Annotated in this window: 34 protein-coding genes and 1 pseudogene; 32 read left to right on the forward strand and 3 right to left on the reverse strand. The window is 71.3% G+C overall.

Features of this window, described 5'->3' with window-relative positions:
- From ABZ172_RS04820 to ABZ172_RS04835, 4 genes and pseudogenes are all read left to right on the forward strand, one after another.
- Window positions 1-485, forward strand: a pseudogene (locus tag ABZ172_RS04820) (DNA primase); the annotation flags it as partial.
- A 2-nt stretch (window positions 486-487) separates the two neighbouring features.
- Window positions 488-1,966, forward strand: a complete 1,479-nt coding sequence (locus tag ABZ172_RS04825; protein WP_356880242.1) for an ATP-binding protein — start codon at window positions 488-490, stop codon at window positions 1,964-1,966.
- A 452-nt stretch (window positions 1,967-2,418) separates the two neighbouring features.
- Window positions 2,419-2,616, forward strand: a complete 198-nt coding sequence (locus tag ABZ172_RS04830) for a helix-turn-helix domain-containing protein (RefSeq protein ID WP_356880244.1) — start codon at window positions 2,419-2,421, stop codon at window positions 2,614-2,616.
- A complete protein-coding gene (locus ABZ172_RS04835; protein ID WP_356880246.1) occupies window positions 2,616-3,764 on the forward strand; it encodes a tyrosine-type recombinase/integrase in 1,149 nt (382 codons plus the stop codon). The genes ABZ172_RS04830 and ABZ172_RS04835 overlap by 1 nt, the downstream gene beginning before the upstream one ends.
- A 199-nt stretch (window positions 3,765-3,963) precedes the next feature.
- Here ABZ172_RS04835 and ABZ172_RS04840 read toward each other — a convergent pair whose 3' ends face one another.
- Both ABZ172_RS04840 and ABZ172_RS04845 read right to left on the reverse strand, forming a co-directional pair.
- Entirely contained in the window at window positions 3,964-5,211 is a 1,248-nt protein-coding gene (locus tag ABZ172_RS04840; protein WP_356880248.1) for a hypothetical protein, read from the reverse strand.
- Window positions 5,212-5,499: 288 nt separating this feature from the next.
- Window positions 5,500-6,003, reverse strand: a complete 504-nt coding sequence (locus tag ABZ172_RS04845; RefSeq protein WP_356880250.1) for a helix-turn-helix transcriptional regulator — start codon at window positions 6,001-6,003, stop codon at window positions 5,500-5,502.
- Between the two features lie 212 nt (window positions 6,004-6,215).
- On the opposite strand from ABZ172_RS04845, the gene ABZ172_RS04850 reads away from it, so the two are divergent.
- The 20 genes from ABZ172_RS04850 to ABZ172_RS04945 all read left to right on the forward strand — a co-directional run bounded on the left by ABZ172_RS04850 (window position 6,216) and on the right by ABZ172_RS04945 (window position 17,232).
- On the forward strand, window positions 6,216-6,428 hold the full coding sequence (locus ABZ172_RS04850; RefSeq protein WP_356880252.1) for a helix-turn-helix transcriptional regulator: 213 nt from the start codon (window positions 6,216-6,218) through the stop codon (window positions 6,426-6,428).
- The gene (locus ABZ172_RS04855; protein ID WP_356880254.1) at window positions 6,425-6,706 is read left to right on the forward strand and encodes a hypothetical protein; all 282 of its coding nucleotides are present in this window, start codon (window positions 6,425-6,427) and stop codon (window positions 6,704-6,706) included. The genes ABZ172_RS04850 and ABZ172_RS04855 overlap by 4 nt, the downstream gene beginning before the upstream one ends.
- 88 nt (window positions 6,707-6,794) lie before the next feature.
- Complete coding sequence (locus ABZ172_RS04860) at window positions 6,795-7,130, forward strand: hypothetical protein (protein ID WP_356880256.1); 336 nt, start codon at window positions 6,795-6,797, stop codon at window positions 7,128-7,130.
- An 8-nt stretch (window positions 7,131-7,138) separates the two neighbouring features.
- Complete coding sequence (locus tag ABZ172_RS04865; RefSeq protein ID WP_356880258.1) at window positions 7,139-8,110, forward strand: hypothetical protein; 972 nt, start codon at window positions 7,139-7,141, stop codon at window positions 8,108-8,110.
- 69 nt (window positions 8,111-8,179) lie between these two features.
- Window positions 8,180-8,362: a hypothetical protein gene (locus ABZ172_RS04870; RefSeq protein ID WP_356880260.1), complete on the forward strand. Its 183-nt coding sequence runs from the start codon at window positions 8,180-8,182 to the stop codon at window positions 8,360-8,362.
- Window positions 8,359-8,637 carry a hypothetical protein gene (locus ABZ172_RS04875; protein ID WP_356880262.1) on the forward strand — a complete coding sequence of 93 codons (279 nt, stop codon included), beginning with the start codon at window positions 8,359-8,361 and terminating at the stop codon, window positions 8,635-8,637. Before ABZ172_RS04870 ends, ABZ172_RS04875 begins: the two co-directional genes overlap by 4 nt.
- Window positions 8,634-8,876 carry a hypothetical protein gene (locus ABZ172_RS04880; protein ID WP_356880264.1) on the forward strand — a complete coding sequence of 81 codons (243 nt, stop codon included), beginning with the start codon at window positions 8,634-8,636 and terminating at the stop codon, window positions 8,874-8,876. The genes ABZ172_RS04875 and ABZ172_RS04880 overlap by 4 nt, the downstream gene beginning before the upstream one ends.
- A 91-nt stretch (window positions 8,877-8,967) precedes the next feature.
- On the forward strand, window positions 8,968-9,846 hold the full coding sequence (locus ABZ172_RS04885) for a PD-(D/E)XK nuclease-like domain-containing protein (RefSeq protein WP_356880266.1): 879 nt from the start codon (window positions 8,968-8,970) through the stop codon (window positions 9,844-9,846).
- Entirely contained in the window at window positions 9,843-10,667 is an 825-nt protein-coding gene (locus tag ABZ172_RS04890; protein WP_356880268.1) for a hypothetical protein, read from the forward strand. The genes ABZ172_RS04885 and ABZ172_RS04890 overlap by 4 nt, the downstream gene beginning before the upstream one ends.
- Before the next feature lie 2 nt (window positions 10,668-10,669).
- Window positions 10,670-11,050: a hypothetical protein gene (locus ABZ172_RS04895; RefSeq protein ID WP_356880270.1), complete on the forward strand. Its 381-nt coding sequence runs from the start codon at window positions 10,670-10,672 to the stop codon at window positions 11,048-11,050.
- Window positions 11,047-11,484: a hypothetical protein gene (locus ABZ172_RS04900; protein WP_356880272.1), complete on the forward strand. Its 438-nt coding sequence runs from the start codon at window positions 11,047-11,049 to the stop codon at window positions 11,482-11,484. Before ABZ172_RS04895 ends, ABZ172_RS04900 begins: the two co-directional genes overlap by 4 nt.
- Complete coding sequence (locus ABZ172_RS04905; protein WP_356880274.1) at window positions 11,481-12,284, forward strand: WhiB family transcriptional regulator; 804 nt, start codon at window positions 11,481-11,483, stop codon at window positions 12,282-12,284. The genes ABZ172_RS04900 and ABZ172_RS04905 overlap by 4 nt, the downstream gene beginning before the upstream one ends.
- A 69-nt stretch (window positions 12,285-12,353) precedes the next feature.
- The gene (locus ABZ172_RS04910; protein WP_356880276.1) at window positions 12,354-13,226 is read left to right on the forward strand and encodes a hypothetical protein; all 873 of its coding nucleotides are present in this window, start codon (window positions 12,354-12,356) and stop codon (window positions 13,224-13,226) included.
- Entirely contained in the window at window positions 13,223-13,873 is a 651-nt protein-coding gene (locus ABZ172_RS04915) for a cell surface glycoprotein (protein WP_356880278.1), read from the forward strand. The genes ABZ172_RS04910 and ABZ172_RS04915 overlap by 4 nt, the downstream gene beginning before the upstream one ends.
- Window positions 13,870-14,040 carry a hypothetical protein gene (locus tag ABZ172_RS04920; RefSeq protein WP_356880280.1) on the forward strand — a complete coding sequence of 57 codons (171 nt, stop codon included), beginning with the start codon at window positions 13,870-13,872 and terminating at the stop codon, window positions 14,038-14,040. The genes ABZ172_RS04915 and ABZ172_RS04920 overlap by 4 nt, the downstream gene beginning before the upstream one ends.
- A complete protein-coding gene (locus ABZ172_RS04925) occupies window positions 14,037-14,432 on the forward strand; it encodes a hypothetical protein (protein ID WP_356880282.1) in 396 nt (131 codons plus the stop codon). The genes ABZ172_RS04920 and ABZ172_RS04925 overlap by 4 nt, the downstream gene beginning before the upstream one ends.
- 77 nt (window positions 14,433-14,509) lie before the next feature.
- Complete coding sequence (locus ABZ172_RS04930) at window positions 14,510-14,878, forward strand: hypothetical protein (protein ID WP_356880284.1); 369 nt, start codon at window positions 14,510-14,512, stop codon at window positions 14,876-14,878.
- A gap of 86 nt (window positions 14,879-14,964) precedes the next feature.
- The gene (locus tag ABZ172_RS04935) at window positions 14,965-15,933 is read left to right on the forward strand and encodes a hypothetical protein (protein ID WP_356880286.1); all 969 of its coding nucleotides are present in this window, start codon (window positions 14,965-14,967) and stop codon (window positions 15,931-15,933) included.
- A complete protein-coding gene (locus ABZ172_RS04940) occupies window positions 15,930-16,145 on the forward strand; it encodes a hypothetical protein (protein ID WP_356880288.1) in 216 nt (71 codons plus the stop codon). Before ABZ172_RS04935 ends, ABZ172_RS04940 begins: the two co-directional genes overlap by 4 nt.
- Window positions 16,146-16,494: 349 nt before the next feature.
- A complete protein-coding gene (locus ABZ172_RS04945; protein WP_356880290.1) occupies window positions 16,495-17,232 on the forward strand; it encodes a hypothetical protein in 738 nt (245 codons plus the stop codon).
- Window positions 17,233-17,292: 60 nt separating this feature from the next.
- Here the strand turns inward: ABZ172_RS04945 and ABZ172_RS04950 are convergent, their stop codons facing one another.
- Window positions 17,293-17,532 (reverse strand): helix-turn-helix domain-containing protein, encoded by a 240-nt coding sequence (locus ABZ172_RS04950; protein WP_356880292.1) that lies wholly within the window; start codon window positions 17,530-17,532, stop codon window positions 17,293-17,295.
- A gap of 216 nt (window positions 17,533-17,748) precedes the next feature.
- Between ABZ172_RS04950 and ABZ172_RS04955 the strand changes: the two genes are divergently transcribed.
- The 8 genes from ABZ172_RS04955 (at window position 17,749) to ABZ172_RS04990 (ending at window position 22,009) form a co-directional block, all read left to right on the forward strand.
- Complete coding sequence (locus tag ABZ172_RS04955; protein ID WP_356880294.1) at window positions 17,749-18,000, forward strand: hypothetical protein; 252 nt, start codon at window positions 17,749-17,751, stop codon at window positions 17,998-18,000.
- Window positions 17,997-18,293, forward strand: coding sequence for a hypothetical protein (locus tag ABZ172_RS04960; RefSeq protein ID WP_356880296.1), 297 nt, complete (start codon window positions 17,997-17,999; stop codon window positions 18,291-18,293). Before ABZ172_RS04955 ends, ABZ172_RS04960 begins: the two co-directional genes overlap by 4 nt.
- Window positions 18,293-19,285, forward strand: coding sequence for a hypothetical protein (locus ABZ172_RS04965; protein WP_356880297.1), 993 nt, complete (start codon window positions 18,293-18,295; stop codon window positions 19,283-19,285). The genes ABZ172_RS04960 and ABZ172_RS04965 overlap by 1 nt, the downstream gene beginning before the upstream one ends.
- Window positions 19,282-19,434 (forward strand): hypothetical protein, encoded by a 153-nt coding sequence (locus ABZ172_RS04970; protein WP_356880299.1) that lies wholly within the window; start codon window positions 19,282-19,284, stop codon window positions 19,432-19,434. The genes ABZ172_RS04965 and ABZ172_RS04970 overlap by 4 nt, the downstream gene beginning before the upstream one ends.
- A 9-nt stretch (window positions 19,435-19,443) precedes the next feature.
- Entirely contained in the window at window positions 19,444-19,992 is a 549-nt protein-coding gene (locus ABZ172_RS04975) for a hypothetical protein (RefSeq protein ID WP_356880301.1), read from the forward strand.
- Window positions 19,989-20,495, forward strand: a complete 507-nt coding sequence (locus tag ABZ172_RS04980) for a hypothetical protein (RefSeq protein WP_051800407.1) — start codon at window positions 19,989-19,991, stop codon at window positions 20,493-20,495. The genes ABZ172_RS04975 and ABZ172_RS04980 overlap by 4 nt, the downstream gene beginning before the upstream one ends.
- Window positions 20,492-21,109 (forward strand): hypothetical protein, encoded by a 618-nt coding sequence (locus tag ABZ172_RS04985; RefSeq protein ID WP_356880303.1) that lies wholly within the window; start codon window positions 20,492-20,494, stop codon window positions 21,107-21,109. The genes ABZ172_RS04980 and ABZ172_RS04985 overlap by 4 nt, the downstream gene beginning before the upstream one ends.
- A gap of 492 nt (window positions 21,110-21,601) precedes the next feature.
- Window positions 21,602-22,009 (forward strand): hypothetical protein, encoded by a 408-nt coding sequence (locus ABZ172_RS04990; protein ID WP_356880305.1) that lies wholly within the window; start codon window positions 21,602-21,604, stop codon window positions 22,007-22,009.
- The last annotated feature ends 12 nt before the right edge of the window (window positions 22,010-22,021 follow it).

Here is a 22,021-nt window from a genome sequence, read left to right on the forward strand (position 1 = left end):
CCCGCACCGTGCCGACGACCCGAGGCGAGCACTGGATCTACCGGGGCGCGATGCAGTCCGCGAACGCGGTTCGGCCCGGCGTCGACATCAAGTCCGCGATGTCCTACGCCCGATGGCTCGGACCCGGCACCGGCACCATGACCGACCTGCCCGACGCCGTGCGCGCCCTGATCATCAAGAAGCCGTCGCCGGTCCGCCCCGTCACCGCCCCCATGCCCGCCGGGGGCGGGGGATGCCGTCACCGCACGCCCGCCTACCTGGACCGTGGCATTGCCATGGCTGAGCAGCAGATCACCGAGGCCACCACCGGGGTCCACGCGACGGTGTACCGGACGTTCCTCGCGGTGCTGTCCGCTCACGGCCGGTGCGGGTGCCTGACCGACGCCCACACCGGGCGGCTGTTCGCCGCCGCGCAGGCCAAGGGCGAGACCGTCCGGCACTGCACCGAGGCGTGGACCAACGCCCTCACCCGGTTGGGACTGTGAGCATGGCTGACGACGAGAAGAACCCCGCCCGCGAGGTCATCACCGACTACGCACAGGCGCACTTCCGGTACTTCCGCACCGCCGACGGCACCGTCTACGCACAGAGGAACGGCCACCCCGTCGCCCGCCCGATCCGCTCCCAGGGCACGACCGGCAGTCACCGGCAGGAACTCATGGTCGGCCTGTTCAAGGACGGGCGCGGCGTGTTCAACGGGACCGCGCTCAAGGAAGCGCTGGACCTGATCGAAGCCCTCGCCCTGACCGAGAACACCCAGCCCGTGCACATCCGTGTCGCCCCCGGGTTCGACGGGGCGACGTGGCTGGACCTCGGGCGCAGCGACGGGCAGTCCGTCCGTATCCACCCCACCGGCTGGGACATCACCGTGCCCGACCCGCGTGAGGTGTGCTGGCGGCGCACCCAGCTCACCGGCGAACTGCCGCTGCCGGTCAAGGACACCGACGGCAAGGGCATCGACCTGCTGATGCGGGTGTGCAACTTCGCCACTGCCGAGACGGAGTGCCTGGCCATCGCCTGGCTGATCGGCTGCCTTGGACCGTCCGTGCCCGTCCCGGCCCCGTTCCTCACCGGCCCCCAGGGAGCGGGGAAGTCCACCGGCGGCCGGATGCTGGTCCGGATCATCGAGGGCATGACCGGGGACCTGCGCCGGGCCCCGAAGGACGAGGAAAACCTGATCGCGGCCGTCGCCGCAGGGTGGGTCACCGCGCTGGACAACCTGTCCCACATGACGCCGGACCTGTCCGACGCCATGTGCTGCATCGTCACCGGAGCCGAGTCGGTCAAGCGCGCCCTGTTCACCGACGGGGATGTCCACCGGGCCCGCTACCGCCGTCCCCTGCTCCTGACCGGCATCGACGTGGGCGTCATCCGGCCCGACCTCGCCGAACGGCTCTTGCCCCTGCGCCTGGAGCGGCCCCGCGTGCGGCGCACCGAGGCTGAACTGTGGGCGGAGTTCGAAGAGGCGCTGCCGGTCATCCTCGGCTCGCTCCTGGACCTCACGGTCAAGGTCCGCGCGGCCGAGGCGGAGACGCCCACCGACCTGCGGATGGCGGACTTCGCGCACCTGTGCGCGCAGCTCGATGCGGCCACCAGTCTCGGAGCGCTCCCCGCCTACCGGGCCAGCCTGGACGACCTGAACGACGACGTGATCGAAGGTGACCTCCTCGCTCAGACCGTCCTCGCCCACGCCGACAGCATCAGCCCGGGTGGCGAGCAGCGAATGACATCCACCGAGTGGCTGCACTGCCTCAGCCGCGTCTACAGCGGCGACGAACTACGCCCCCTGCCCAAGGGGTGGCCCACCACCGGGAAAGTCCTCTCCGACCGCCTCAAGCGCCTCCAGCCCACACTCGCCGCCCGGGGGGTCCTGATCGACTCGGGCCGCACCAAGACCGGCCGCTACCTCGAAGTGAGCCGCCGGTCCACCGCCCCGGCCCCACCCGAGCAGACCGGCGCGTTCTGACCCGCACCACCGGTCACCGGACAAGCAAGAAGAGCACGCCACCGTGCGGGGTGCTCCTCTTGCTTGTCCGGCGGAACGCCGCGCTAAAGGCGTGCCCGAAGGGCTCCCTTCACGCCTGAAAGAGACGCCGCCACTACTACAGAAACTCCCCGCCTTTTTCCTAAGTAGGGAAGGTCTGCGTCACCTGCGTCACCCACGACGAAAAACGGCCCCTGAGCTGCGGCAACAGCGGTGACGCAGACGCCCGACTCTGCGTCATCCTGCGTCACCTGCGTCACCCGGTGACGCAGGCGGTGACGCACCGGTGACGCACCCCCGCCCAGCTGCGTCACCCAAAGCCCCTGGTCAGAAGCCCAGATGACGCGGGTGACGCGGTGACGCAGAAATCCACACCTAGGACAGCCGCGCCCCTCGGAACGCACACAGCACACGCCGCTCTCTTGGAGGCCGCCGTGAGTTCTGCCCTGCCCACCACCCATCGAGCACTCAAGGTTCCCGAAGTCATGGAGGCCTTGGGGCTCAGCCGCTTCAAGGTCTACGACCTCATCCGCTCGCGAGAGCTGGCGAGCATCACCATCGGCCGAGCTCGCCGAATCCCCGCTGAATCTCTCCGCACATTCATGGAAACCAAGCTGGAGGAAGCCGCCTGATGGCCCCGAAGAAGAGGAACCCCAACGGCGCCGGCAGTATCTGGCAGCGCAAGGACGGGCGGTACGAAGCCCGCGTCTACGTCCCCCAGCCCGACGGAACGCGCAAGCGTAAGACGGTCTACGGCGGCACCTGGGAGGAATGCGACACCAAGCGGCAGGAGTTGGTCCTGCGCGATCGGCAGGGCATCCCGACTCCCACCAGGTCTGCCAAGCTCTCCGAGTGGCTGCCCTACTGGTTGGAGCACTACGTCCAGTCGCGTCGCAAGCTCAGCACTCTGGACAAGTACGAGGCGCACGTTCGCCTCTACCTGACCCCCATGCTCGGCACGAAGCGGCTGGAGACGCTGAGCGTCGCCGACGTGCGGCGGTTCATCGCCCGGGTGCAGGCCGCTCAGACGCCTGCCACGGCGAAGGAAGCCCATCGGGTGCTGCGCACCGCGCTCACAGCGGCGGTGCGCGAGGAACTGATCACGCGCAACGTCGCCTCCCTGGTGGAGCCGCCCCGTGTGAAGCAGCGGGAGATCAGCCCGTGGTCACTGAAAGAGACCCTGTCCTTCCTGGAGGCTGCGCGCCGGGACCCGCTGTACGCGGCCTTCATGCTGGCCATTTGCATGGGGCTGCGGCGCGGTGAACTGGTGGGGCTGCGCTGGTCTGACGTAGACCTGGACAACCGGGTGCTGCACGTTCGCCACCAGACGCAGCGCCGCCGGGGCACGCTCTACGACGACGACCCCAAGAGCAGGCGCCGCAGGGTCGTGCCGATGCCCGCCCTGTGCGTCGCACCGCTGCGCTGGCACCGGCTGAAGCAGCGGGAGGCGTTCGCCGCTACGGGCGTCACATGGTCCGAGGGCGGCTACATCTTCGCCACGAGGAACGGCCGGCCTGTGGAGCCCCGGAACGTCTACCGCTCGTTCACGCGGGTCGCTGCCGATGCCGGTCTGCGGGTGGTCCGACTGCACGATGCCCGGCACGGCTGCGCCACGCTGCTGACGGCGGCTGGCGTCGCTCCGAGGGTCATCATGGAGATCCTCGGCCACAGCCAGATCAGCATCACGATGGACGTCTACACCCACGTCGTCCACGACACCCAGCGGGAGGCGATCAGCCATATGGACCGCCTGCTCAAGCGCCGTCTGCCGGGCGCCTGAGACGCGACTGCCGTCAAATGGTGCCGTCAAAAAGGCCCGGACCATGATCAGTCCGGGCCTTTTCCCTGGTGCCCCCGGCAGGATTCGAACCTGCGACACCCGCTTTAGGAGAGCGGTTGTTGAACCATTCATTCGCCCTGATGAGGTGTGGTGCCCGCCCCCCGATGAAGATCGAATGGGGCAGAATTGGGGCGCTAGGTCAGCGACTTGGCTTCCGGAGGTCGACCCGACCCCACAGGGTCCGGAGCCCGACGTTCGCCATCGCCTTCCAGAATACTTCTTCGAGCCCTTCCAGGCGCTCGGCACGCATGTCCGGCGTCGGCTTCTGGTAGTGCCGCTTGATGCCCGGCCGCCGGTGCCCAGCCGCCTCGAACGCCAGCGGCTCCTTCACCCCGATCTGCGCCTGGAGCGTGTCGTGCAGCGACCGCAGCGCGCGCATGTCCAGGCCGGGCAGGATCGGCTCCCACTCCGCCCGGAACGCGACGCCCTGCCGGCGCGCCCGCTCGTCGCGCCCGTCGCACGCCGGACGGAAGTCCCTGCTCCAGTTGCCCCGGCGCCACGGCTTCCCCGTCGACGTGGCGAACGGCCGCTCGTACGGCCAGTCGTCCAGGTGGTGTTGCAGCAGCCGCGCGAGGAACGGCGGCACGTCGACATCCCGCGTCGACCCGTCGTTCTTCGTCGGCTCCAGCTGGAGGAGGTAGCCGCGCTTCGTGCCGTCGCCGTCGCGCTCCTGGTACTCCGCGTACTCCTCCACCACCCGCAGGACCGGGCACACGAACTCGCCGTTGCCCCACGGCTGCCGCCGCTCCAGCAGCACACGGTCCCGGTGCAGCCCCAGACCCTCGCCCCAGCGCAGCCCGGTGAACGCGGTCGTCAGCACGTGGATCCCGCGCGCCGGCCCGAGCCGTTCGGCCACCAGCAGCGCGTCCTCGGGCCGCGGGTCGCGGCTGACCTTCGGGGCCTTCGGCGCCGCGGCGTCACCGGCGGTGTCCCGCGTGCGGCGCCGGCCGAACAGCGGGTTGACCGTCAGATGCTGGGCGTCCACGGCCGCAGTGAGAATCGTGGACATCAGGCTGACGCAGTGCCCGCGCGACACGTCAGCGATCGTCATGCCCTGCTGCCACGCATCGACTTCGTACCACGTGATCCGGCCGAGCGACGTGTCCGACCACCGCGGCAGGATGTGGCTGTCCAGCTTCTCCCACCGGGTGCCCACCGTGCGCCCGCGCTTCCGCCGCGACGCCATGAACGAGGCCGTGAACTCCCCGAACGTCACGGCCTGGAGGCCCGGGTCGACCCACCGGCCAGCCCGGATCGCTGCTTCTTGCTCGCGTCCCCACGCCAGCGCGGTGCGCTTGGTGGGGAAGCCGGGCTCGGACCCGCGGACCCCGTCGGGCCGCATGTAGCGTGCTCGCCACCCGCGCCCGTGCTTCTCTGCCCCTGCCATAACGCCCCCTTAGCTGAGCCTCCAGCGGGGCTTGATGACGAGCGGCTCACTGCCCGGGACGGACCCACCGAGCAACCGCAGGACTTCTTCGGCGATGTACAGAATCCACTCGCCGCCCCGCTTCAACAGCCACGCGCAGACCCCGTACGGCATCTGTGCAACACACCTGATCTGAACCCGCATCGGACCCCCTGAATTGTCCCGAGCGGCGGCACCCCCAGGTTCACCATGCAATCACATCTCACGGTATATGCGGAGTCCCTTACGTAACTTGCAGCTCAGCCCTGGTCACTCCTTGCCGGAGTTCCTGATCTGTGCCTCGGTCCTCTCCCACTGGAGCAACGCCTTCCGCATCTGCTCCGGGGTGACGTCGCCGGAGCGGCCCTTCACGACGATGACCATCTGCGCGTCGGAGTCCTCGCCGTCCTCGCTCGGCAGGTTGATGACGGCCGTGTCGAGGACGGGCCCGCCGCCGGCGAGCGCGGCCTGGATCCGCAGGGGGAGTTCCTCCGGGGTCTCGACGGTGACGGTCGTCGTCGGGTCGTCGGGAGGCACGGTCTCTCGGGTCGGGTCGCCGCCGTTGAGTACGGCGTCGATGCTCGCTTCGGTCCACCCGACGATGCGGGTGTACTCGCGGACGGTGGGGGTGACTCGGCTGATCTCGCCGACCTCGATGTTCCGGAGCGCGTTACGTGTGACGCCGATGCGTTCGGCCACGTCCTTCTGCCCCAGCCCGAGATCGTCGCGCGCTGCCCGGAGGGCTGATCCCAGCCGTGCCCAGTCTCGATCCATGAGGCACATCATGCCGCATCGCGGTGCAACCCAATAGTGGGGGTCTCAGCCTCTGAGCAGCAGTTACTAAGCGTGTGAGGGGCGCACGGGTTGCAGATAGTGCGCTGCGTGTGCGCCGGGCGGCACTCAGTGACACGTCGAAAGCTAAGAAACTGTGCACTCAACGGGCGAGAGTGCTTGCGTAACGGGACTCGACGTGTCAGTCTCTTAACGTGACACCGAACGGCGACGCAATCAAAGCCATCCGGACTGCACAGAAACTGAGCATTCGTGCACTTTCTCTGCGCACCGGGCTGAACCGCGGCTACCTCTCCCGGCTCGAACGCGGGCTCATCGCCCAACCAGGAGACGACAAGGTCGCCCTGATCGCAGCGGCGATGCAGGTGTCTACCTCAGCCATCACTCACAAGGAGACACCGACGTGACGACTACGACGGCCAAGAAGCAGGTGCGCCCCACCGCCCCGGCCGGCGGCGCCACGGACCTGAGCGAGCTCGTGCACTACAAGCCGGAGCAGGTCGCCGCCGCGGGGTGGCTGCCGTTCTCGGCGCGCACGCTCCGCGACAAGGCGACCGCCCACGTCTTCCCCCACAGCAAGGCGGGTGGCCGGATCACATTCCTGCCGCGCCACATCCGGGAGATCGCGGCGATGCACGAGGTCCGGCCGGCGAACGAGCGCAAGCGGCCCGCCGCGACTGCCTGACCCACGTATTGCGGGGCCGCCCCGGACGGATCAGGTCCCGGACAGCCCCGACTCGGCAAGACCTCAACCACGTGAAGAAGAGGACACCGTGAAACAGAATCCTATCCCTCAGCCGCAGGTGGGTGCCGCGTCGGCGCTGGTGCAGCTGCTCACCGAGAACCCGGACCTCCCGATGCTCGACTGGTCGCTGCCCGGGGACGCCGGGGGTGCGCTGGAGGGCATCGTCGTCAACGGCGGTGTCGACATGCGGCCGGTGGTCGACGCGTATGCGGTGGCGCTGGGTGGTGTGGTCTCCGAGTTCGAGTTCGTCGGGTCGGTGGGTCGGATGTACTCGGCGACCCTGTTTGTGACGTGGCGGGACGTGCGGGTTCGGGTCAAGGGGATCTGCTCGGCTGCGGCGCACACGACGGCGGTGGCGGTATGAGCGCCCCGATGACTCTGGCTGCGGCGCTGGTGCGGCTGCGGCAGTACGGAGAGCGCACGTCGACGTGGTCGACCGCGACGTACAACGACGGCGCGGAGAAGGCGCTGCACGAGATCGCACTGACGCTGGCCGCCGAGGTGGATCGGCTGTCCGACGAGCTGACCGGCCGGAGCCTCGCCCTGTACGAGGAGGAGCTGGGCACTGCCCGGCTGCGGCTGGCGCTGGCGTCGGCCAAGCGGGGGCGGCGGGAGGCGCGGGCAAAGCTGGCTGGCCTGCGGCAGGGGTACGCGGCGCTGGAGGCCCGGTGCGACTACATCGCGAAGGCGGCGGTGTCGTGGCGTAAGGAGGCTGACGGCCGGAAGGCGTACGGCCTGACGCTCCGGGATGAACTGGCCTCGTACCGGGCGCTGGAGCTGGGCACCCCCGAGGGACGCGTGTCCGCCAGGTGCGAGGACTCCTCGCACCCGGTGTGGCTGCGTGACCGCGGCGACATGCGGGGCTGCCCGTGGTGCCGGGTCGCCGAGCTGGAGACGGCGCTCGTCGACGCCACCGAGCCTGACGTGGACGGTGCGGGTCGCACGTACCGGGAGTACAACCCCGCCCCGCGGGATCTGCGCCCTGGTGCGGAGGCGGCCCGCCGGATGCTCGCCGACCGGGAGGCCACCGAGCGGGCAGCGGTGGACCGGTCGGTGAAGGCCCAGTTCCCGGCGGTCGCTGCGTTCCTCGCCGAGGACCCGCACGACTCCCCGCTGCACCGCACGCACGAGACGGGCCACGACCTGCCCGAGGTCGACAGCTACCGCTCCGCTCCCCTCCCGGCTGCCGCCGCTCTCTGCGCCACCTGCGGACACACCGGGGCCGCGCACCACCACGCCGGGACCGCGTGCTGGGCAAACCTGCCGCGCGAGCACGACGCGGCAGGCACGTGGGACCCGATCCGTCTCTGCCCGTGCTCCGCGTTCGTCGAGGGGGCCCAGTGATCTGGCTCCTCGCGTTCTCCCTCACCTTCCTCGCTTTCTGGCTGCTCGAACTCGCCCTCGGAGGCACCGATGTCTGACCTGAGCCCCGAGGACGGGCCGACCCCCGACGAGCAGGCCATGGCCGAGGACGGGTTCACCTCGCCCGCCCGGTGGATGCCGCAGCAGATGCGACACCCGATGTACGCGGCGACCCGCCGGCACCTCGCCCAGCACCCGATGCCCCAGCAGAAGAACAGGCGGACCGCCGCATGAGCACCGTCGCACTGATCGAGTTCGAGCAGCCCGCCAGCAGCCTGATCAGGGGGGCCGCCCAGCGCACGGCCGTAGCCCAGGCCATGGCCACCCGCCCCGGCGAGTGGGTCCTGCTCGGGCAGTGGAACAACCCCGGCGCCCTGCGGCAGATGGCGTACTGCCTCCGCAACGGCCTCCCCGGGCGGCAGATGTTCGGCCCCCGATTTGAGGCCGAGTCCATGACGATGCTCGGTGAGCACCGGCTGTACGCCCGCTACGTGGGGGGCCGGTCATGAGGAACCCGACCGACGCCCGGCTGACCGTGCTCCGTGCGCTCGCCCGCGAGTACCAGGGGCCCATCACCACCCGCGTCGTACAGACCCTGTACGCGAACCGGTTCGGGCCCGGGGACTGGCGCGGCAAAGCCCGCCAGGACCTGGCCCAGCTTGTCGGGGAGGGGCTCCTCGTCCTCGACGACACCGACCCCGGCCGCCGCGTGTTCCGGCTCGTCCAGCGCTACGGCACGAGCCGGTGACCGGCCGCCAGGCGGCGGGCATCACCGCCGTCTCCCTCACCCTCTGGGCCGCCATCGCGGCCACCACCCTCGTCATCCTCAGGAGCATCACGTGACCGACACCGCGCTGGCCGGGGCTCCGGCCCCGGCCGCCGGGATCGCTCCCGGCCTGTACCCCGACCTCTCCATGGCCGCCTACCACGCGGACCGCACCTCGCTGTCCTCGTCCGGCGCCCGCCGCCTTCTGGCCCCCTCCTGCCCGGCCCTGTTCCGGCACGAGCAGGACAACCCGCAGCCGCCGAAGAAGACATTCGACCTCGGCAACGCCGCGCACCGCCTGGTCCTCGGTGAGGGACCCGACCTCGTCCGGATCGACGCCGACGAATGGCGGTCCGCCGCGGTCAAGGCTGAGGTGGCCGACGTTCGCGCCGCCGGCGGGGTCCCTCTGAAGCCTGCCGAGTACGAGCAGGTGCAGGCGATGGCCGACGTGATCCGCCGCCACCCCGTCGCGAGCGCCCTGTTCGCGCCGGAATCCGGCCGGCCGGAGGTGTCGGTGTTCTGGGAGGACGGGCCGTCCGGGGTCACCCGGCGGGCCCGGTTCGACTGGCTCCCGAACCCGCGGGCCGGGCGGCTGATCATCCCCGACTACAAGACCTGCCGGTCGGCTGAGCCCACCGCGCTGGCGCGGGCGGTCGACGAGTACGGCTACCACTGCCAGGACGACTGGTACCGGGTCGCCGCCCGCGCGGCCGGCCTCGCCGACGACCCGGCCATGGTCTTCGTCTGCCAGGAGAAGGCCGCCCCGTACCTCGTCACCGTCATCGAGGTCGACGCCGCGGCCCGCCGGATCGGCGCCGCGAAGAACCGCCGGGCGATCGAGACCTTCGCCCGCTGCACGGAGACCGGCTACTGGCCCGGCTACTCCGACGACATCACCTACCTCTCGCTCCCCGTCTGGGCCGAGCGACGCGACGAAGAGGAATACCTGTGAGCTACCAGCAGATCGAGCGCATGACTCCGGCCGCCGTTCCGGCCCGGGTTGGTCAGGGCACCGCGGTGGAGCAGTCCCGCGCGGTCGCCGAGGTCCAGGCCGCCGTCCTCGTTGCCCGTCAGTTCCCCCGGAACGAGGCGGCGTGCATCGCGAAGATGCAGACGGCGTGCGCCCAGAAGGAGCTCGCGCAGCGGGCGTTCTTCCGGTTCCCCCGCGGTAGCTCGAACGTGTCGGGCGAGACGATCCAGCTCGCGAAGGAGCTGGCCCGCTGCTGGGGGAACATCCAGTTCGGTGTTGCCGAGCTGCGCCGTGATGAGGAGTACGGCGAGTCGGAGATGCAGGCGTGGGCCTGGGACATGGAGTCGAACGAGCGCTCGTCGACGACGTTCATCGTGCCGCACGCCCGGTGGGCGAACGGTCAGGCGCAGAAGCTCGCTGACTTCCGGGACGTGTACGAGAACAACGCGAACAACGGTGCCCGCCGCCTCCGGGAAATGATCTTCACGGTGCTGCCCGTCTGGTACATCGAGCAGGCGAAGACCGCGTGCACGAAGACGCTGTCCTCGGGAGCGGGTGACGTGCCCCGCCCGCAGCGCATCGCCGAAGCGATCGGCGCCTTCGAGGGCATCGGCATCACCACCGACCAGATCGAGACCAAGCTCGGTCGGCCGTCGGCGAAGTGGACCGACATGGACCTGGGCCAGCTGCAGGTCATCTTCCAGTCGATCCAGCGCGGCGAGGTGACGGCCGACGAGGAGTTCCCCGCCCCGCGGGTGACCGCCGACGAGATCACCGGCACGGCCGGGAAGACGGAGGCCTGATCGTGTTCGTTCTCCGCAGCACGCACCGCGCCCTCCAGGCCGACTACGAGCGGGTCCTGGAGCAGCGCGACGCCGCCCGCCGGGAGGTGCGCGCCGGACGGACCGCGACCCGGACCGCGGCCGGCCAGTACACCAGCGCCGACGCCACCCTGCACCGGGTGCGGCTGGCCCGGATCACCGACGCCGTCCGGTACGGGCACCGCATCGAGCGTCTCGCCCGCGCCGTGGTCCGGCTGCGGCAGGCACTGGCCGCGGAGACCCGCCGCGCGGGCCGCCTCCAGGCCGCCTATGACAGCGCGGTCGGCCTCGACTCCCCGGCCCTCGACCTCGGCACCCAGTGGCAGCAGACCCGCACCGACAAGCCCAAGGCGGTGAAGGGATGACGGTTCGTGCCGACGTCGCCGAGCTGCTCCGTGCGGGCTGCTCCGACCGCGAGGTCGCCCGAAGGCTCCACGTCTGCGAGCGCACCGCCGGTGCCGCCCGGGCCGCCCTCGGTCTCCCGCTCCACAAGTCCGGGGTGAAGACCGCGGACAGCCCGCAGGACCTGTTTCGCCAGCGCACCACCCCGATCCGCGGCGGTCACCTCCGCTGGGACGGCTACCGCACCAACGACGGAACCCCCTTCTTCCGGTGGCAGAAGCGCGGGTTCACCGCCGGCCGTGTCGCGTTCGTCATGCGACACAACCGGCCGCCCGTCGGCCGGGTGCAGTCCGGCTGCGAGTACCCCGGGTGCGTCGCCCCCGACCACGTCGAGGACCAGCCCATGCGCGACCAGCTCAAGACCCAGATGACCGCGATCTTCGGAGGTGCCCTGTGACTGCCCTGTTCAGCACGCTCAAGCCGCAGGTCCCCGAAACGCTGGAGCCCGCCGACCGGTGGCAGCAGCGCGGCGCCTGCCGTGAGACCGATCCGGAGATCTTCTTCCCTGTTGGCGAGGGGCCCGACGCCCAGCAGCAGACCGACGACGCCAAAAAAATCTGCGGCACCTGCCCCGTCAAGGACATCTGCCGGGACTGGGCGATCGACACCCGGCAGGTGCACGGGGTGTGGGGCGGCATGACCGCGAAGGAACGCCACAACCTGCGCCGCCGCGAAGCCCGCGCCACCGCGTCCGACAACGAACTTCAGGAGCTCGCCGCCGCGCTCCTCAACGAGCACAGCGTGCCCGTCGGCGACCACCGCGAATGGCGCGGACCGATCAGCATCCGCATCAAGGGCGTCGCCACCACGGCGAAGCGCATCGCGTGGATCCACGAGCACGGAGCCCGTCCCGACGCCGCGCTCATCGTCGCCTGCGGGCACCCGAAGTGCATCCTCCCGGCCCACATGCAACTCCAGTCGGCCGGAGTCCCTGCCGAGCTCACTGAGGAAGAGGCGGCCGATTACCGGGCGGGGGTGTACACCTCCCGGTCCGTTGACGTCGGCGACGGCCACCGTGAGTGGCAGTCCTCCGAGCCGGTCACGGTCCTCGGTGCCTCGTACACCGCGCGGCAGCTGGCCTGGACTGTCACCCACGGCGAACGCCCGGCCGGCGTCATGAAGGTGATGTGCGGCCACCCGAAGTGCATCAGCCCGGCTCACCTCCGTGACCGCGGCGCCACCGCCCACGCGGCCTGATCCGCCGGCCCGGGGCCGCTGCGCCCCGGGCCACCACCCGCACCACCACGACCGTACGGAAGAGGACCGATGGGCTACGAGCTCCGCCGGCAACTGCGTGAAGTGCTGGGCCCCGACATCACCGGGCTCCAGCGGGCCGTCGCCCTGGAGATCGCCGACGACGCGAACGAGAAGACCCGCGAGAGCTGGGCCACCCTCGAAGACCTCGCGCGGTGGACCGCGGCGAAGGACCCGGCCGTCGTACGGAACGCGCTGAAGCGGCTGTCCGCGTCGGGCTGGGAGTTCCGTGTCCCGATCGGCAAGGGCAAGGACGGCCGGGTTCTCTACGCGGTGCCCGGGACGCGCATGACGTTCCTCGTCCCGCCCTTCGAAGGGGTAGCCACGGCTACCCCTAAGGGAGAGCAGGGGCTACCCCATGGGGGAGCAGGGGCTACCCCTTCCCCCCTCCAAGGGGGAGCAGGGGCTCACTCAGAAGGTGCCGGGGCTCCTTCAGAAGGTGCCGGGGCTCCCCCCTTCTCCTCATCCCCTCACTCTCCTCACGTAGATAAAGACTCTTCGCCCACGCCGCCGCCCCCCGATCACCACCTCGACGCCTTCGGTGCGTTCTGGCTGAACTACCCGAAGAAGAAGGCCCGCGAGGAAGCGAAGAGGGCGTGGATCGCCGCCCTCGAACGCGGCGCCGACCCCAAGGCCATCGTCGACGCCGCCCAGACATACGCCCGCGAGCGCGCCCAGCAGGACCCCACCTTCACCAAGTACCCGGCCACCTGGCTCAACAAGGGCTGCTACGACGACGAGCCCGACCCGGCCCCCGGCCTGCCCCAACTGCGCGGCGTCGGCGGCCCCGTCGCACCGCTCAGCCCGCAGGCCACCCGACGCCAGGCCAGCCGCGACTTCCTTGACCAGCTCTCCGACCAGCTCCGCGCAGGAGGCCAGCAGTGACCCCCGACCAGATCCCCCAACTCCTCAAGCAGGTGTCGTACGCGGACCCCCGCGTCCTCCCCGAAGACCCGAAGGAAGTCGCCGGCCTCGCCGCGCTCTGGGCCAGCGTCCTCGCCGACGTCGACGCGCAGTTCGCCATGCAGGCCATCGGCATCCACTACGCCCGCAGCCCGTACCCGATCAAGCCGTCCGACATCAGCACCCGGTGGCAGGCCGTCGTCCGAGACCGGATGCAGCGTGACGTCGATCCCGCCCCGCCCGTCGACCCCGACAACGAATCGGCGTACCGGCACGCACTCGCTGCCCACCGGCGTGCCGTCGCCACCGGCCAACAGGCACCGGTCGAACACAAGGCGCTCACGTCCGGGCCAGCAGCTGCCGAAGCTGAACGTCGACTCAAGGCCTTCGGTAGCTACGTTCCCCAGTCCGTTGACGAGGTGCTCGCCGCCTACCGGCCGCGCCGTGCCGCGCGCATCGCCGTCATCCGGGAAGGCCGGCCCGACGCGCTCGCCGTTTCGTGCCCCGTCGAAACCTGCCGGGCCGCTGCCGCTGCTCCGTGCACACGGCCCGGCAAGGGGTACACCCGGCACCAGCTCGCCGGACCCCACCCGTCCCGCATCGACGCAGCCACCAGGGCAGCCGCATGAACCCGTTTCCGCCGGCCGCCAGCGCGATCATCAACGCCGCCATCGACGACTACCGCCTCACCACCCCGCCCGACCAGCAGACCCCCGCGGCCCTCACCGACCGCATAGGGCAGTACCTCCTGTCCTCCGGCTACGTGATCCGCCCCGACGTCCGGGAGCCCGCATGACCACCGCCCTGGACCGGGCCCGCGCCCTCCTCGACACCCCGCCCACACCACCCGTCCCCGGACAACTCGACCTCACCAGGAGCGACATGACCAACGACCGCATCGTCCTCGACCAGTCGAAGATCCGTATCAGCGAAGCCCTGGACGTCAAGCCCGGAGCAGAGTTCCCCCGGACCCTCGCGTGGTGGCAGCGCTACGTGCCGCTCTGGCTGGACGCGTCGCTCGACTCCGACGGGCACGTCGTGTTGGAACCGAACGGCAGACGGGCCGACGGATCCGCCCTTGATGCCACCCCGGCATTGCGCAGGCGCCGCATGAAGGCTGCCGAGAGGTGGATGGACAACCAGATCCACCTCGACTTCACCAACGCCATCGCCCGCCCCACCCCGTGACCACGCAGACGGCCGGACCCGCGGGTATCGGGTCCGGCCACCGCCCAGCATCCCACCACACACACCGGAGACACACCGTGACCACTGACCCCCGGATCCTTCAGCTTGCCCAGCACCGCCAGCGCCTGTCCCACGAGGCCTACGGATCCGTCGCCCGCTGGGAGAACTTCACGGCGGGCGAGCAACAGCTCCTCCTTGAGGAAGCGGCCACCTGGCTGCGGGCCGCCGCCGAAGCCGGGATCGTCCCTGCGGCTGACCGGCCCACGCCGGACCACGACGCGATCCTCCTCGATAACCACGGCCAGATCTGGGGCGAGTACCAGACCTCCCCCTCATCGCACGGCGACGCTCTCCTCCGCCTGGTCTGGGCGTCTGAGCAGTGCAGTTCGAAGCAGGCGATGGAGGACGAGGGGGACACCTTCCGCCTCATCGGCTGGAGCCAGTAGCCCCACCCCACCCCCGCCGGCCCGGGGCACCACCACCGTCGCCCCGGGCCACCAGGACCACCAGGACCACCCTGAAGGAGAACACCGTGACCGAGACACCCGCCGACCAGCTCCGGGCCGCCGTCGAGAAGGCGCGCCCGACGATGCCCGAGCTGGCTGACTGGCTGACGTGCGAGGCCGAGCTCGCCAAGGCGGCCGAACTCTGGGCCGAGCGCGAGCCCTGCGGCTGGTGCGGCACCGGCATCAACGAGCACGCTCTCGTGGTGGCCCGCCGCATCCTCGGCACCCCGACGGCCGAGCACCCGCCCACCGCCGACAGCGACCCGCTGCACCAGGCGATTGCCGCCGCCGTGTGGGAGCAGTGCGCCACCGACCTTGCGCACACCATGACCTGTGACGACCCGGCCACCATCGCCACCGTCGCCGCTGCGGTGGCCCGGCAGGTCCTCGGCACCACCACCGGGCAGAAGTGCCCCGAGTGCGGCACGAGCGGCGCCTGCAACGGCGGCCCCTGCCCGCTCACCACCACCGGGCAGCCGGAGACCGAGGCGCCCGCCGTCGACCGGGGCACGGTCGCCGACGCGCTGGCCGACGCCGACGGATGGGAGTGGGCCCCCGGGTTCGACAAGACCCGGAGCCCCAGCTACCAGGGCTACCTGCGTCAGGCGGACGCGGTCCTGGCCGCCTTGGCCGCCGAGGCGCAGCAGCCCACCCCCGCCGAGGCCGAGGCGCACCAGCCGGAGCACACGTGGGCGGCCGAGCTCCACGACCCGCTTGCCGACGAGTGGGTCCCCGGTAGGCGCTACGTCACCCGCGCCCGCGCCGTGAACGACCTGGACCACGCCCGGAAGATCGCCCCCGCGTGGAAGGACGGCACCGCGACCGAGCGGCGCCTCGTCCGCGCCACGACCACGTACACGGTCGAGCAGCTGGCAGCCGAGGCGCAGCAGCCCACCCCCGCCGAGACCGAGGCCCCGCCGTTCTTCGTCTGCGACACCAACGACATGCAGATGGGTGAGCCGCCCGCCCGTCCCGCCACCGAGGAGCCGAAGTGACACAGCAGCACGTGACCAAGGTGGCGCCCAGCATGCGCGGGCTGGACCACCTCCTCGTCGGCAAGAACGCAGCCGCACGCGCCCGGAAGTGGCCGTGGGCCTGGTGGTGCACCTGCCCCGACGGGCACGGCGCTGCCAAGACGGAGCGGGAAGCCCGGGACGCTGCCGACGCGCACACAGCTCTCCGGCACGCCGCCACCACCGCCCCGTGACCACGGCTCGTGTCGTCCTGCCCCTGGCCCTGTGTGGCGCTGTCAGCGTCCTCGCCGCACTCCTCATCCGGCACAGGCCACGGGGACGGCACACGGGCACACAGGCCCCCACAACCACGAAGGGACACCCGATGCTCGGCGCCATCCTGCACCGCCTCCGACACCACCACCGCTCAGACCGAGCCCGCCGCCGGAAGCCCGTCTGCCGATGCGGACGCGACCACCTCGGGCCCCGCCGGAACTGCCGCACCGCCTGACCCGCGCCCGCCCCCGTCTCGTGGCCGCCCCACCCCGGGGCGGCCACCCCACCACCGCACCCCCTGTCCCATCACGCACCAGGAGCAGCCACGTGAGCACCGCAGCCGCCGACCTCCGCGCCATCGCGACCACCTGGACGGACCTCCACGACGCGCTCGGAGCCCCCGGCGTCATCAACGGCTTCGGCCGCGGCCTGTCCGCCTACCTCGCCGCTGCGGACGCCCTCGACGCCGACGAGGTCGAAGCCCGCGGCCACCGCGCGGCAGCCCTCCACCTGTTGGAGCGCGACCCCGCGCAGCTCGGCGCCCGGCCCATCCCGATCCGCCTGTCCGTGTACGAGACCATGCGCACCGTCCAGGCCGCTCTCGTCGAATGCGCCGACCAGATCGCCGCCGACGTCCAGCGCCCCGCCATGGGATACGCCCCGCGGAACTGGCCGGCCAACGACCGGCGCCGCCGCGACCAGCTCGCGCACGCCGACATCGTCGACCCCCGCCGCTGGCACTGGACCGGCACCCCGCCCACCGCCCCGTACGCCGCGCTGTGGCTCCTCGGCAGGGTCCAGGGAGCAGCGGGGCCCTTCCGCCCGCTCACGGACGCCCAGCAGGCGCACGTGGCCTCCGTGGCAGCCGAAGCCCGCCGCCGGGTGGAGCGCATCCTCGACACCGGGGCGGCCACCGCCGAACTCGCCCAGCCCTGCCCCACGGTTCTTGCCAACGGGAGACCGTGCGGCGGCACCATCCGCGTGTACGGCGGGGCCGGCGCCTCCCCGCTCGCCAACTGCTCGTCCTGCGGCGGCGTGTGGACCGAGATGGGCGCCGCGGCCTGACCCCGGGCACAACGAAGCCCCCGACCACATCCCGGTCGGGGGCTCGCTCGTGCGCGCGGGCTACTCCGCGGCCGGCGGCTTGTTGGGGTCGTCCGCGATGATCTGCCGGACTCGGCCGAAGCTGATGCCTGAGGCTTCAGCGATGTCGCGGTAGGTCATGCCGCTGGCTTGCATTTCGAGCACGGCCTCTCTGCGCTCGCGGCGTACTTTCTCGCCGACCGACTTCAGTAGCTCGGTCAGCCTCCTGGCTCTCGCCCCTGGGGGTTCCCCCTCGGTCAGCGCATCGATAGCAGTGATCACGCGCTTCACCTCCTCTGCCCGGTCATCCATGTCCGTCCCTCTCCGAGGCTCGGGGGGCGGATCGCTCATACCGTCTTGTGTAGAACCCTACACGTGTGTAGTGTCCTACACAACGGATCGGGGCCCGCCCCCACCGCAATGCACAACGGCCCCGACGGGAGCGGTAACTCCGGTCGGGGCCAGCCACCCACCTGATCTCACCAGGAGGACAGCCTCATGGATCGTATCCACACCCCGGCCGCCCCGCCCATGGGCTACGCCGACCTCGCGATGGCGCACCACAACACGCACTGCGCCCCCTGCCGCACCCTCACCGAGGAGTCCGACGCCAGGGAGGCCGCCAACGGGGAGTCCATCCGCCGCCGCGACCGCCGCACCCTCGGACTCCACCACCCCACCGACAGCGACCCCGACATGGACGAGGCCCTGCGCCGCGTCCTCGCCGGCCGCCCGGCGGTGACCGCGTGACGAACCACATCGACACCGAGCTCCGGAGGCTCCTCACCGAGCCGTCCCGCGCGAACCAGATCCTCACCGCGGTGGCGAGCAGCCTCCAGTCCGAGGACCCGTTCACCCCCCTCACCCTCGACACCCTCAACGCCACCCTGGACACGAGCGCCTACGTCCTCACCGACGGCGTCCCCATGGTCATCGCCATCGAGGCCACCGAACAGGCCGCCCGCGCCCTCCCCACGATCCACCCCGGCGAGACCGCCGACGCCTACGCCCTCCGCATCCTCCAGGCCGCGAGGGGGCTGTGATGTCCCGCAACGCCTGGCGCTTCGCCCTGACCATCGTGTCCCTGGCCGCACTCGCCACTACGGGTTGGTCGCTGTACGCCGTCGCCCGCCACTACGACGCCCCCGAGATCATCGCCGTCGCCGTGTTCCTCGTCTTCGACGGCATCGCCTACGCCTGCCTCCACCTCGCCTCCGAAGCATCCGCCGCCGGCCGATCCGCATTCGGAGCCCGCCTCACCGCCGTCGGCATGGCCGGAGTGTCCGTCTACCTCAACCGGTTCCACGCCGAGCTCATCGACGGCGGCACCCCCGCATTCCTGCTCTTCGCGATTCCCACTGTCGGCCTGCTGCTGCTCTCCGAACTGTCCTGGGCCGGACCACGGGCCGACGCCCGAGCGGCCCGCACCGAGCAGCCCTACCGGCTCCCCGCGTTCGGCGGATGGGCCTGGGCTCTCGCACCCCGCCTCGCCGGGAAGACCGTCAAAGCCCGAGCCGTCCACCACATCGAGCACGGGCCGCCGCTCCCGCCCGAGCCCACCCCGGCCACCCCCGCCCGGCACACGGCCACCGAGGTGCTGCGGCGCCGCTTCGCCGAAATGGACCCGGCTGACGCGATCCGCATCGCCCATGATGCGCACCCTGATACGCCCCCCGCCGAACTGGCGTCACTCCTCGTCACCTACGGCGTGATCGTCGACGCCGTGCAGGTCGCCCTCGTCCTCGGCAACAGGTCCGCGCACATCACCCTCGAACGCGATGACACGGATGATGCGCCCGATGATGCGGATGATGCGCCGCAGGTCAACCCGCTGGCCATCACGAAGAAGCAAGCCGTCCTCGACGCCGTCGACGCCCTCGGGCCGCGCGGCTTCACGTCCGCGGACATCGTCGACCGCGTGAAGCGCATCAACCGCCTCACCGTGAAGCCCGGGTACGTCCGCACCGTCCTCAGCCGCGAGAAGCCCGGCAAGCCCGACGGCGAAGCGCGCCCCATGGAAGGCGGCTTCCTGTGACCGCCGTCCTCGGCTGGTTCTTCGCGGTCACCGCCCTCGGAGCCCTCCTCATCCTCGGCGCGCTCGTCCTCCACGCCGTGCCCCGCATCCTCACCACCCTCGCCCTCATCACCACCCTCGCCGCACTCGCCGCGGCCATCCCGCACTGAGGAACGACCGTGGCCGACCGCCCGATCACCCCGACCCGGATCATCCCGGCCGGCGCCCCGCTGCCCGACCGCGGCCCGCTCCCCGGAGAACTCCCGCCCTGGTGGCAGCAGGCCGCACCACCGCCACCCCCGCCGCCGGCCGTTGTCGCCCCGCCCGCGCCCGCACCGCCGCCCGACCCGCAGATCCACGTCCACGTCGTCATCCCCTACGAGGAACCCCCGGAGCCCACCCGCTGGGAGCGGCTGTGGGCGTGGCTGCGCACGATCGGCCGCCCCTGGCAGGTGTGCGGGGCCCTCACCCTCGCGTTCCTGCCCCTCTTCGGCGGGGACAGCGTCGCCACGCTGTGGGCCAGCTGCGTCACCGAAGCCCGTGCCGAGGGAGGCCCGAGCGCCGCCTACACCCTCGCCCTGACCCCGCTCGCCATCGCCGTCATCCGCATCACCACCGGCGGCGGCACCGTCCTGCGCCTGCTGCTCCTCGCCGTCAGCATCGTCGGCCTGGCCGGCGCCATCGACCTCTACGACCCCGTCACCTGGATCACTGGAGTAACCCGATGAACGCCGCAACCGGCCTCAGCCTCGCCGGAGTAGCCGCCGCCCTGGCCATCCTCTATGCGAACTTCCGGCCGTGGTGGAAGGGCGGCCGCGACCCGAAAGCACTGCTCCCCTTCGGCTCCGGGTGGCTGCTCGGATCCCTCGCTACCGTGTGCGCCGGCGGCGCGCTCGGGTGGGGCGCCGCTGGGATCGCCGGACTCCTGTCCAAGGGCGGCGACACCGCCGTGGGCAGCCTCGTCGGCACCGGCGCGGCAGCCCTCGCGTCGCGCCGAATGGGCGCCCTGGACCCTGCGGGTGGCGTGGTCGTCGCCCTCGTCTTCTTCGTCGTCGCCCTCGTCTTCAAGGTCTCCGGGAAGCAGGACAAACGCCGCATCGTCGGAGGCATCGTGACCGGGGCGGTCCTTGGATTCCTGCCCGGCATCGCTGCGCAGCTCACCTTCCTGCCGGAGACCGCGAACTACGTGGGCGCGTGGGGCGCGAGCCTCGGCAACGGAGGCGGCGCGTGAAGCGGGCCGCGGCCGCATGGGCCGCCCGGGCCGCCACCGCGCAGCGCCTCTCCACCGGCAGCAGCGTTCTCCTTGCCCGGATCGGCGACCGGGCCGCCGCCTGGATCCGGGCCGGCCGCCGCGCCGACCTCACCGGTCTCGCCGCGGTCCTCGGCTGCATCCTCCGGGCCGTCATCGTCGGAGCCGGGGCCTACGCCCTGTGGCGGGTCGTCCGCGCCGCACCCGCGCTGCTCTGGGCCCTGGTCCCCGTGTGGTGCTGGGCGGCCCTCCGCGCCGCCCGTCGCGAGGCCACCGGGCCCGCCCCGGAGAAGGTCCCCGAGGGGCCCGAGCCGGACCCCCGCGAGGCGGTCCTCCGGCTGCTGTACGAGGCCCTCGGCGACCGCCCCTCCATGTACCTCTCCGACCTCCTCCAGCACCTCCAGGTGAAGGGCCACGGGAAGGGCTGGAAGGTGGCCGATCTGAGGGCCCGCCTGGAGGCCCTCAACATCCCCGTGGAGATGAGGCTCAAGACCGGCGGACGGGGGGCCAGCCGGGGGGTCGTCAGAGCGCAGCTTCCGCCCCTCCCCGGCCCCGAGCCCGCGGGGGCATCTCCCACCGCGTCTACCGCCGCCTGACCTGCACATCTACCGCGTCATCTACCGCGATCTCCCGGCGGATCTACCGCCGGTCTACCCGTGGGCGGCCGACTCACTGCCAGGCGACCGGCCGCCCCGGGCCCCATCCCTCACGAGACAGGACCCGCATCATGGCACTGGAGAAGACCATCAGCATCGGCGACCTCGCCAAGCGCAACGAGAGCAGCCAGCAGAAGCGCGCCGCGGAGAAGGCCGCCAAGCCGAAGTAACCCCCGCTGTCCCACCCGGGCAGTAGCCTGACCCCGAGCCCCGCCGTCCCCCGTCGGCGGGGCTCACCCACGCCCAGCGACACCCATAGTTGCGCACCGCCACCAACACCGGCATCATGGGGCGCAGATCCGGCATGCCCGGACACCAGGCCCCGCCCCACGGACGGGGCCTCCTTCGTGTCACAGGACAGTCACCCCGCCTTCACTCCACCCCCACATGTGCAAGCGTGGCCCCTTTCACCACTCAGTCCCAGGGGGGACCATGCGCACCCGCACCACCGCCGCACTCATCACGGCCGGCCTGCTCGCCACGCTCACCGCATGCGGCAGCAGCGACGACCAGGAGGGCAAGACCGTGGACACACCGAAGCCCCCGGCCTACACCGTGGTCAACAAGAAGGAGAAGACGAAGCTCGGCAGAGTCGACCTCGTCGTCCCCGACGCCACCGTCGCCCAGGCCAAGGCCGCCATCCAGGACTACGCCAAGACCATCGGCGACCAGTTCCTCAACTACGGCATCACCGTCGTCCGCAGCGACAGCGACAAGACCTACGTGTGCATGGGCGAGTGGGCCAAGGACGAGCAGGCCTCGCAGATCTACACCGGCGGCCGCATCAAGGGCGACACCTGGCCCGCCATCCTCATGAACTGCCCCGACCCCAAGGGCTGACCGCGAGAGACT

Origin of the sequence: Streptomyces sp. NPDC006296, assembly GCF_040613235.1 — a bacterium.
Lineage (GTDB): Bacteria > Actinomycetota > Actinomycetes > Streptomycetales > Streptomycetaceae > Streptomyces.

Bases quoted from the DNA above. Each gene is read 5' to 3' on its own strand.
- ABZ172_RS04825 (WP_356880242.1), top strand. From the start codon at position 488: ATGGCTGACGACGAGAAGAACCCCGCCCGCGAGGTCATCACCGACTAC.
- ABZ172_RS04835 (WP_356880246.1), top strand. From the start codon at position 2,616: ATGGCCCCGAAGAAGAGGAACCCCAACGGCGCCGGCAGTATCTGGCAG.
- ABZ172_RS04840 (WP_356880248.1), bottom strand. From the start codon at position 5,211: ATGGCAGGGGCAGAGAAGCACGGGCGCGGGTGGCGAGCACGCTACATG.
- ABZ172_RS04845 (WP_356880250.1), bottom strand. From the start codon at position 6,003: ATGGATCGAGACTGGGCACGGCTGGGATCAGCCCTCCGGGCAGCGCGC.
- ABZ172_RS04865 (WP_356880258.1), top strand. From the start codon at position 7,139: ATGACTCTGGCTGCGGCGCTGGTGCGGCTGCGGCAGTACGGAGAGCGC.
- ABZ172_RS04870 (WP_356880260.1), top strand. From the start codon at position 8,180: ATGTCTGACCTGAGCCCCGAGGACGGGCCGACCCCCGACGAGCAGGCC.
- ABZ172_RS04875 (WP_356880262.1), top strand. From the start codon at position 8,359: ATGAGCACCGTCGCACTGATCGAGTTCGAGCAGCCCGCCAGCAGCCTG.
- ABZ172_RS04880 (WP_356880264.1), top strand. From the start codon at position 8,634: ATGAGGAACCCGACCGACGCCCGGCTGACCGTGCTCCGTGCGCTCGCC.
- ABZ172_RS04900 (WP_356880272.1), top strand. From the start codon at position 11,047: ATGACGGTTCGTGCCGACGTCGCCGAGCTGCTCCGTGCGGGCTGCTCC.
- ABZ172_RS04910 (WP_356880276.1), top strand. From the start codon at position 12,354: ATGGGCTACGAGCTCCGCCGGCAACTGCGTGAAGTGCTGGGCCCCGAC.
- ABZ172_RS04920 (WP_356880280.1), top strand. From the start codon at position 13,870: ATGAACCCGTTTCCGCCGGCCGCCAGCGCGATCATCAACGCCGCCATC.
- ABZ172_RS04925 (WP_356880282.1), top strand. From the start codon at position 14,037: ATGACCACCGCCCTGGACCGGGCCCGCGCCCTCCTCGACACCCCGCCC.
- ABZ172_RS04955 (WP_356880294.1), top strand. From the start codon at position 17,749: ATGGATCGTATCCACACCCCGGCCGCCCCGCCCATGGGCTACGCCGAC.
- ABZ172_RS04965 (WP_356880297.1), top strand. From the start codon at position 18,293: ATGTCCCGCAACGCCTGGCGCTTCGCCCTGACCATCGTGTCCCTGGCC.
- ABZ172_RS04980 (WP_051800407.1), top strand. From the start codon at position 19,989: ATGAACGCCGCAACCGGCCTCAGCCTCGCCGGAGTAGCCGCCGCCCTG.
- ABZ172_RS04990 (WP_356880305.1), top strand. From the start codon at position 21,602: ATGCGCACCCGCACCACCGCCGCACTCATCACGGCCGGCCTGCTCGCC.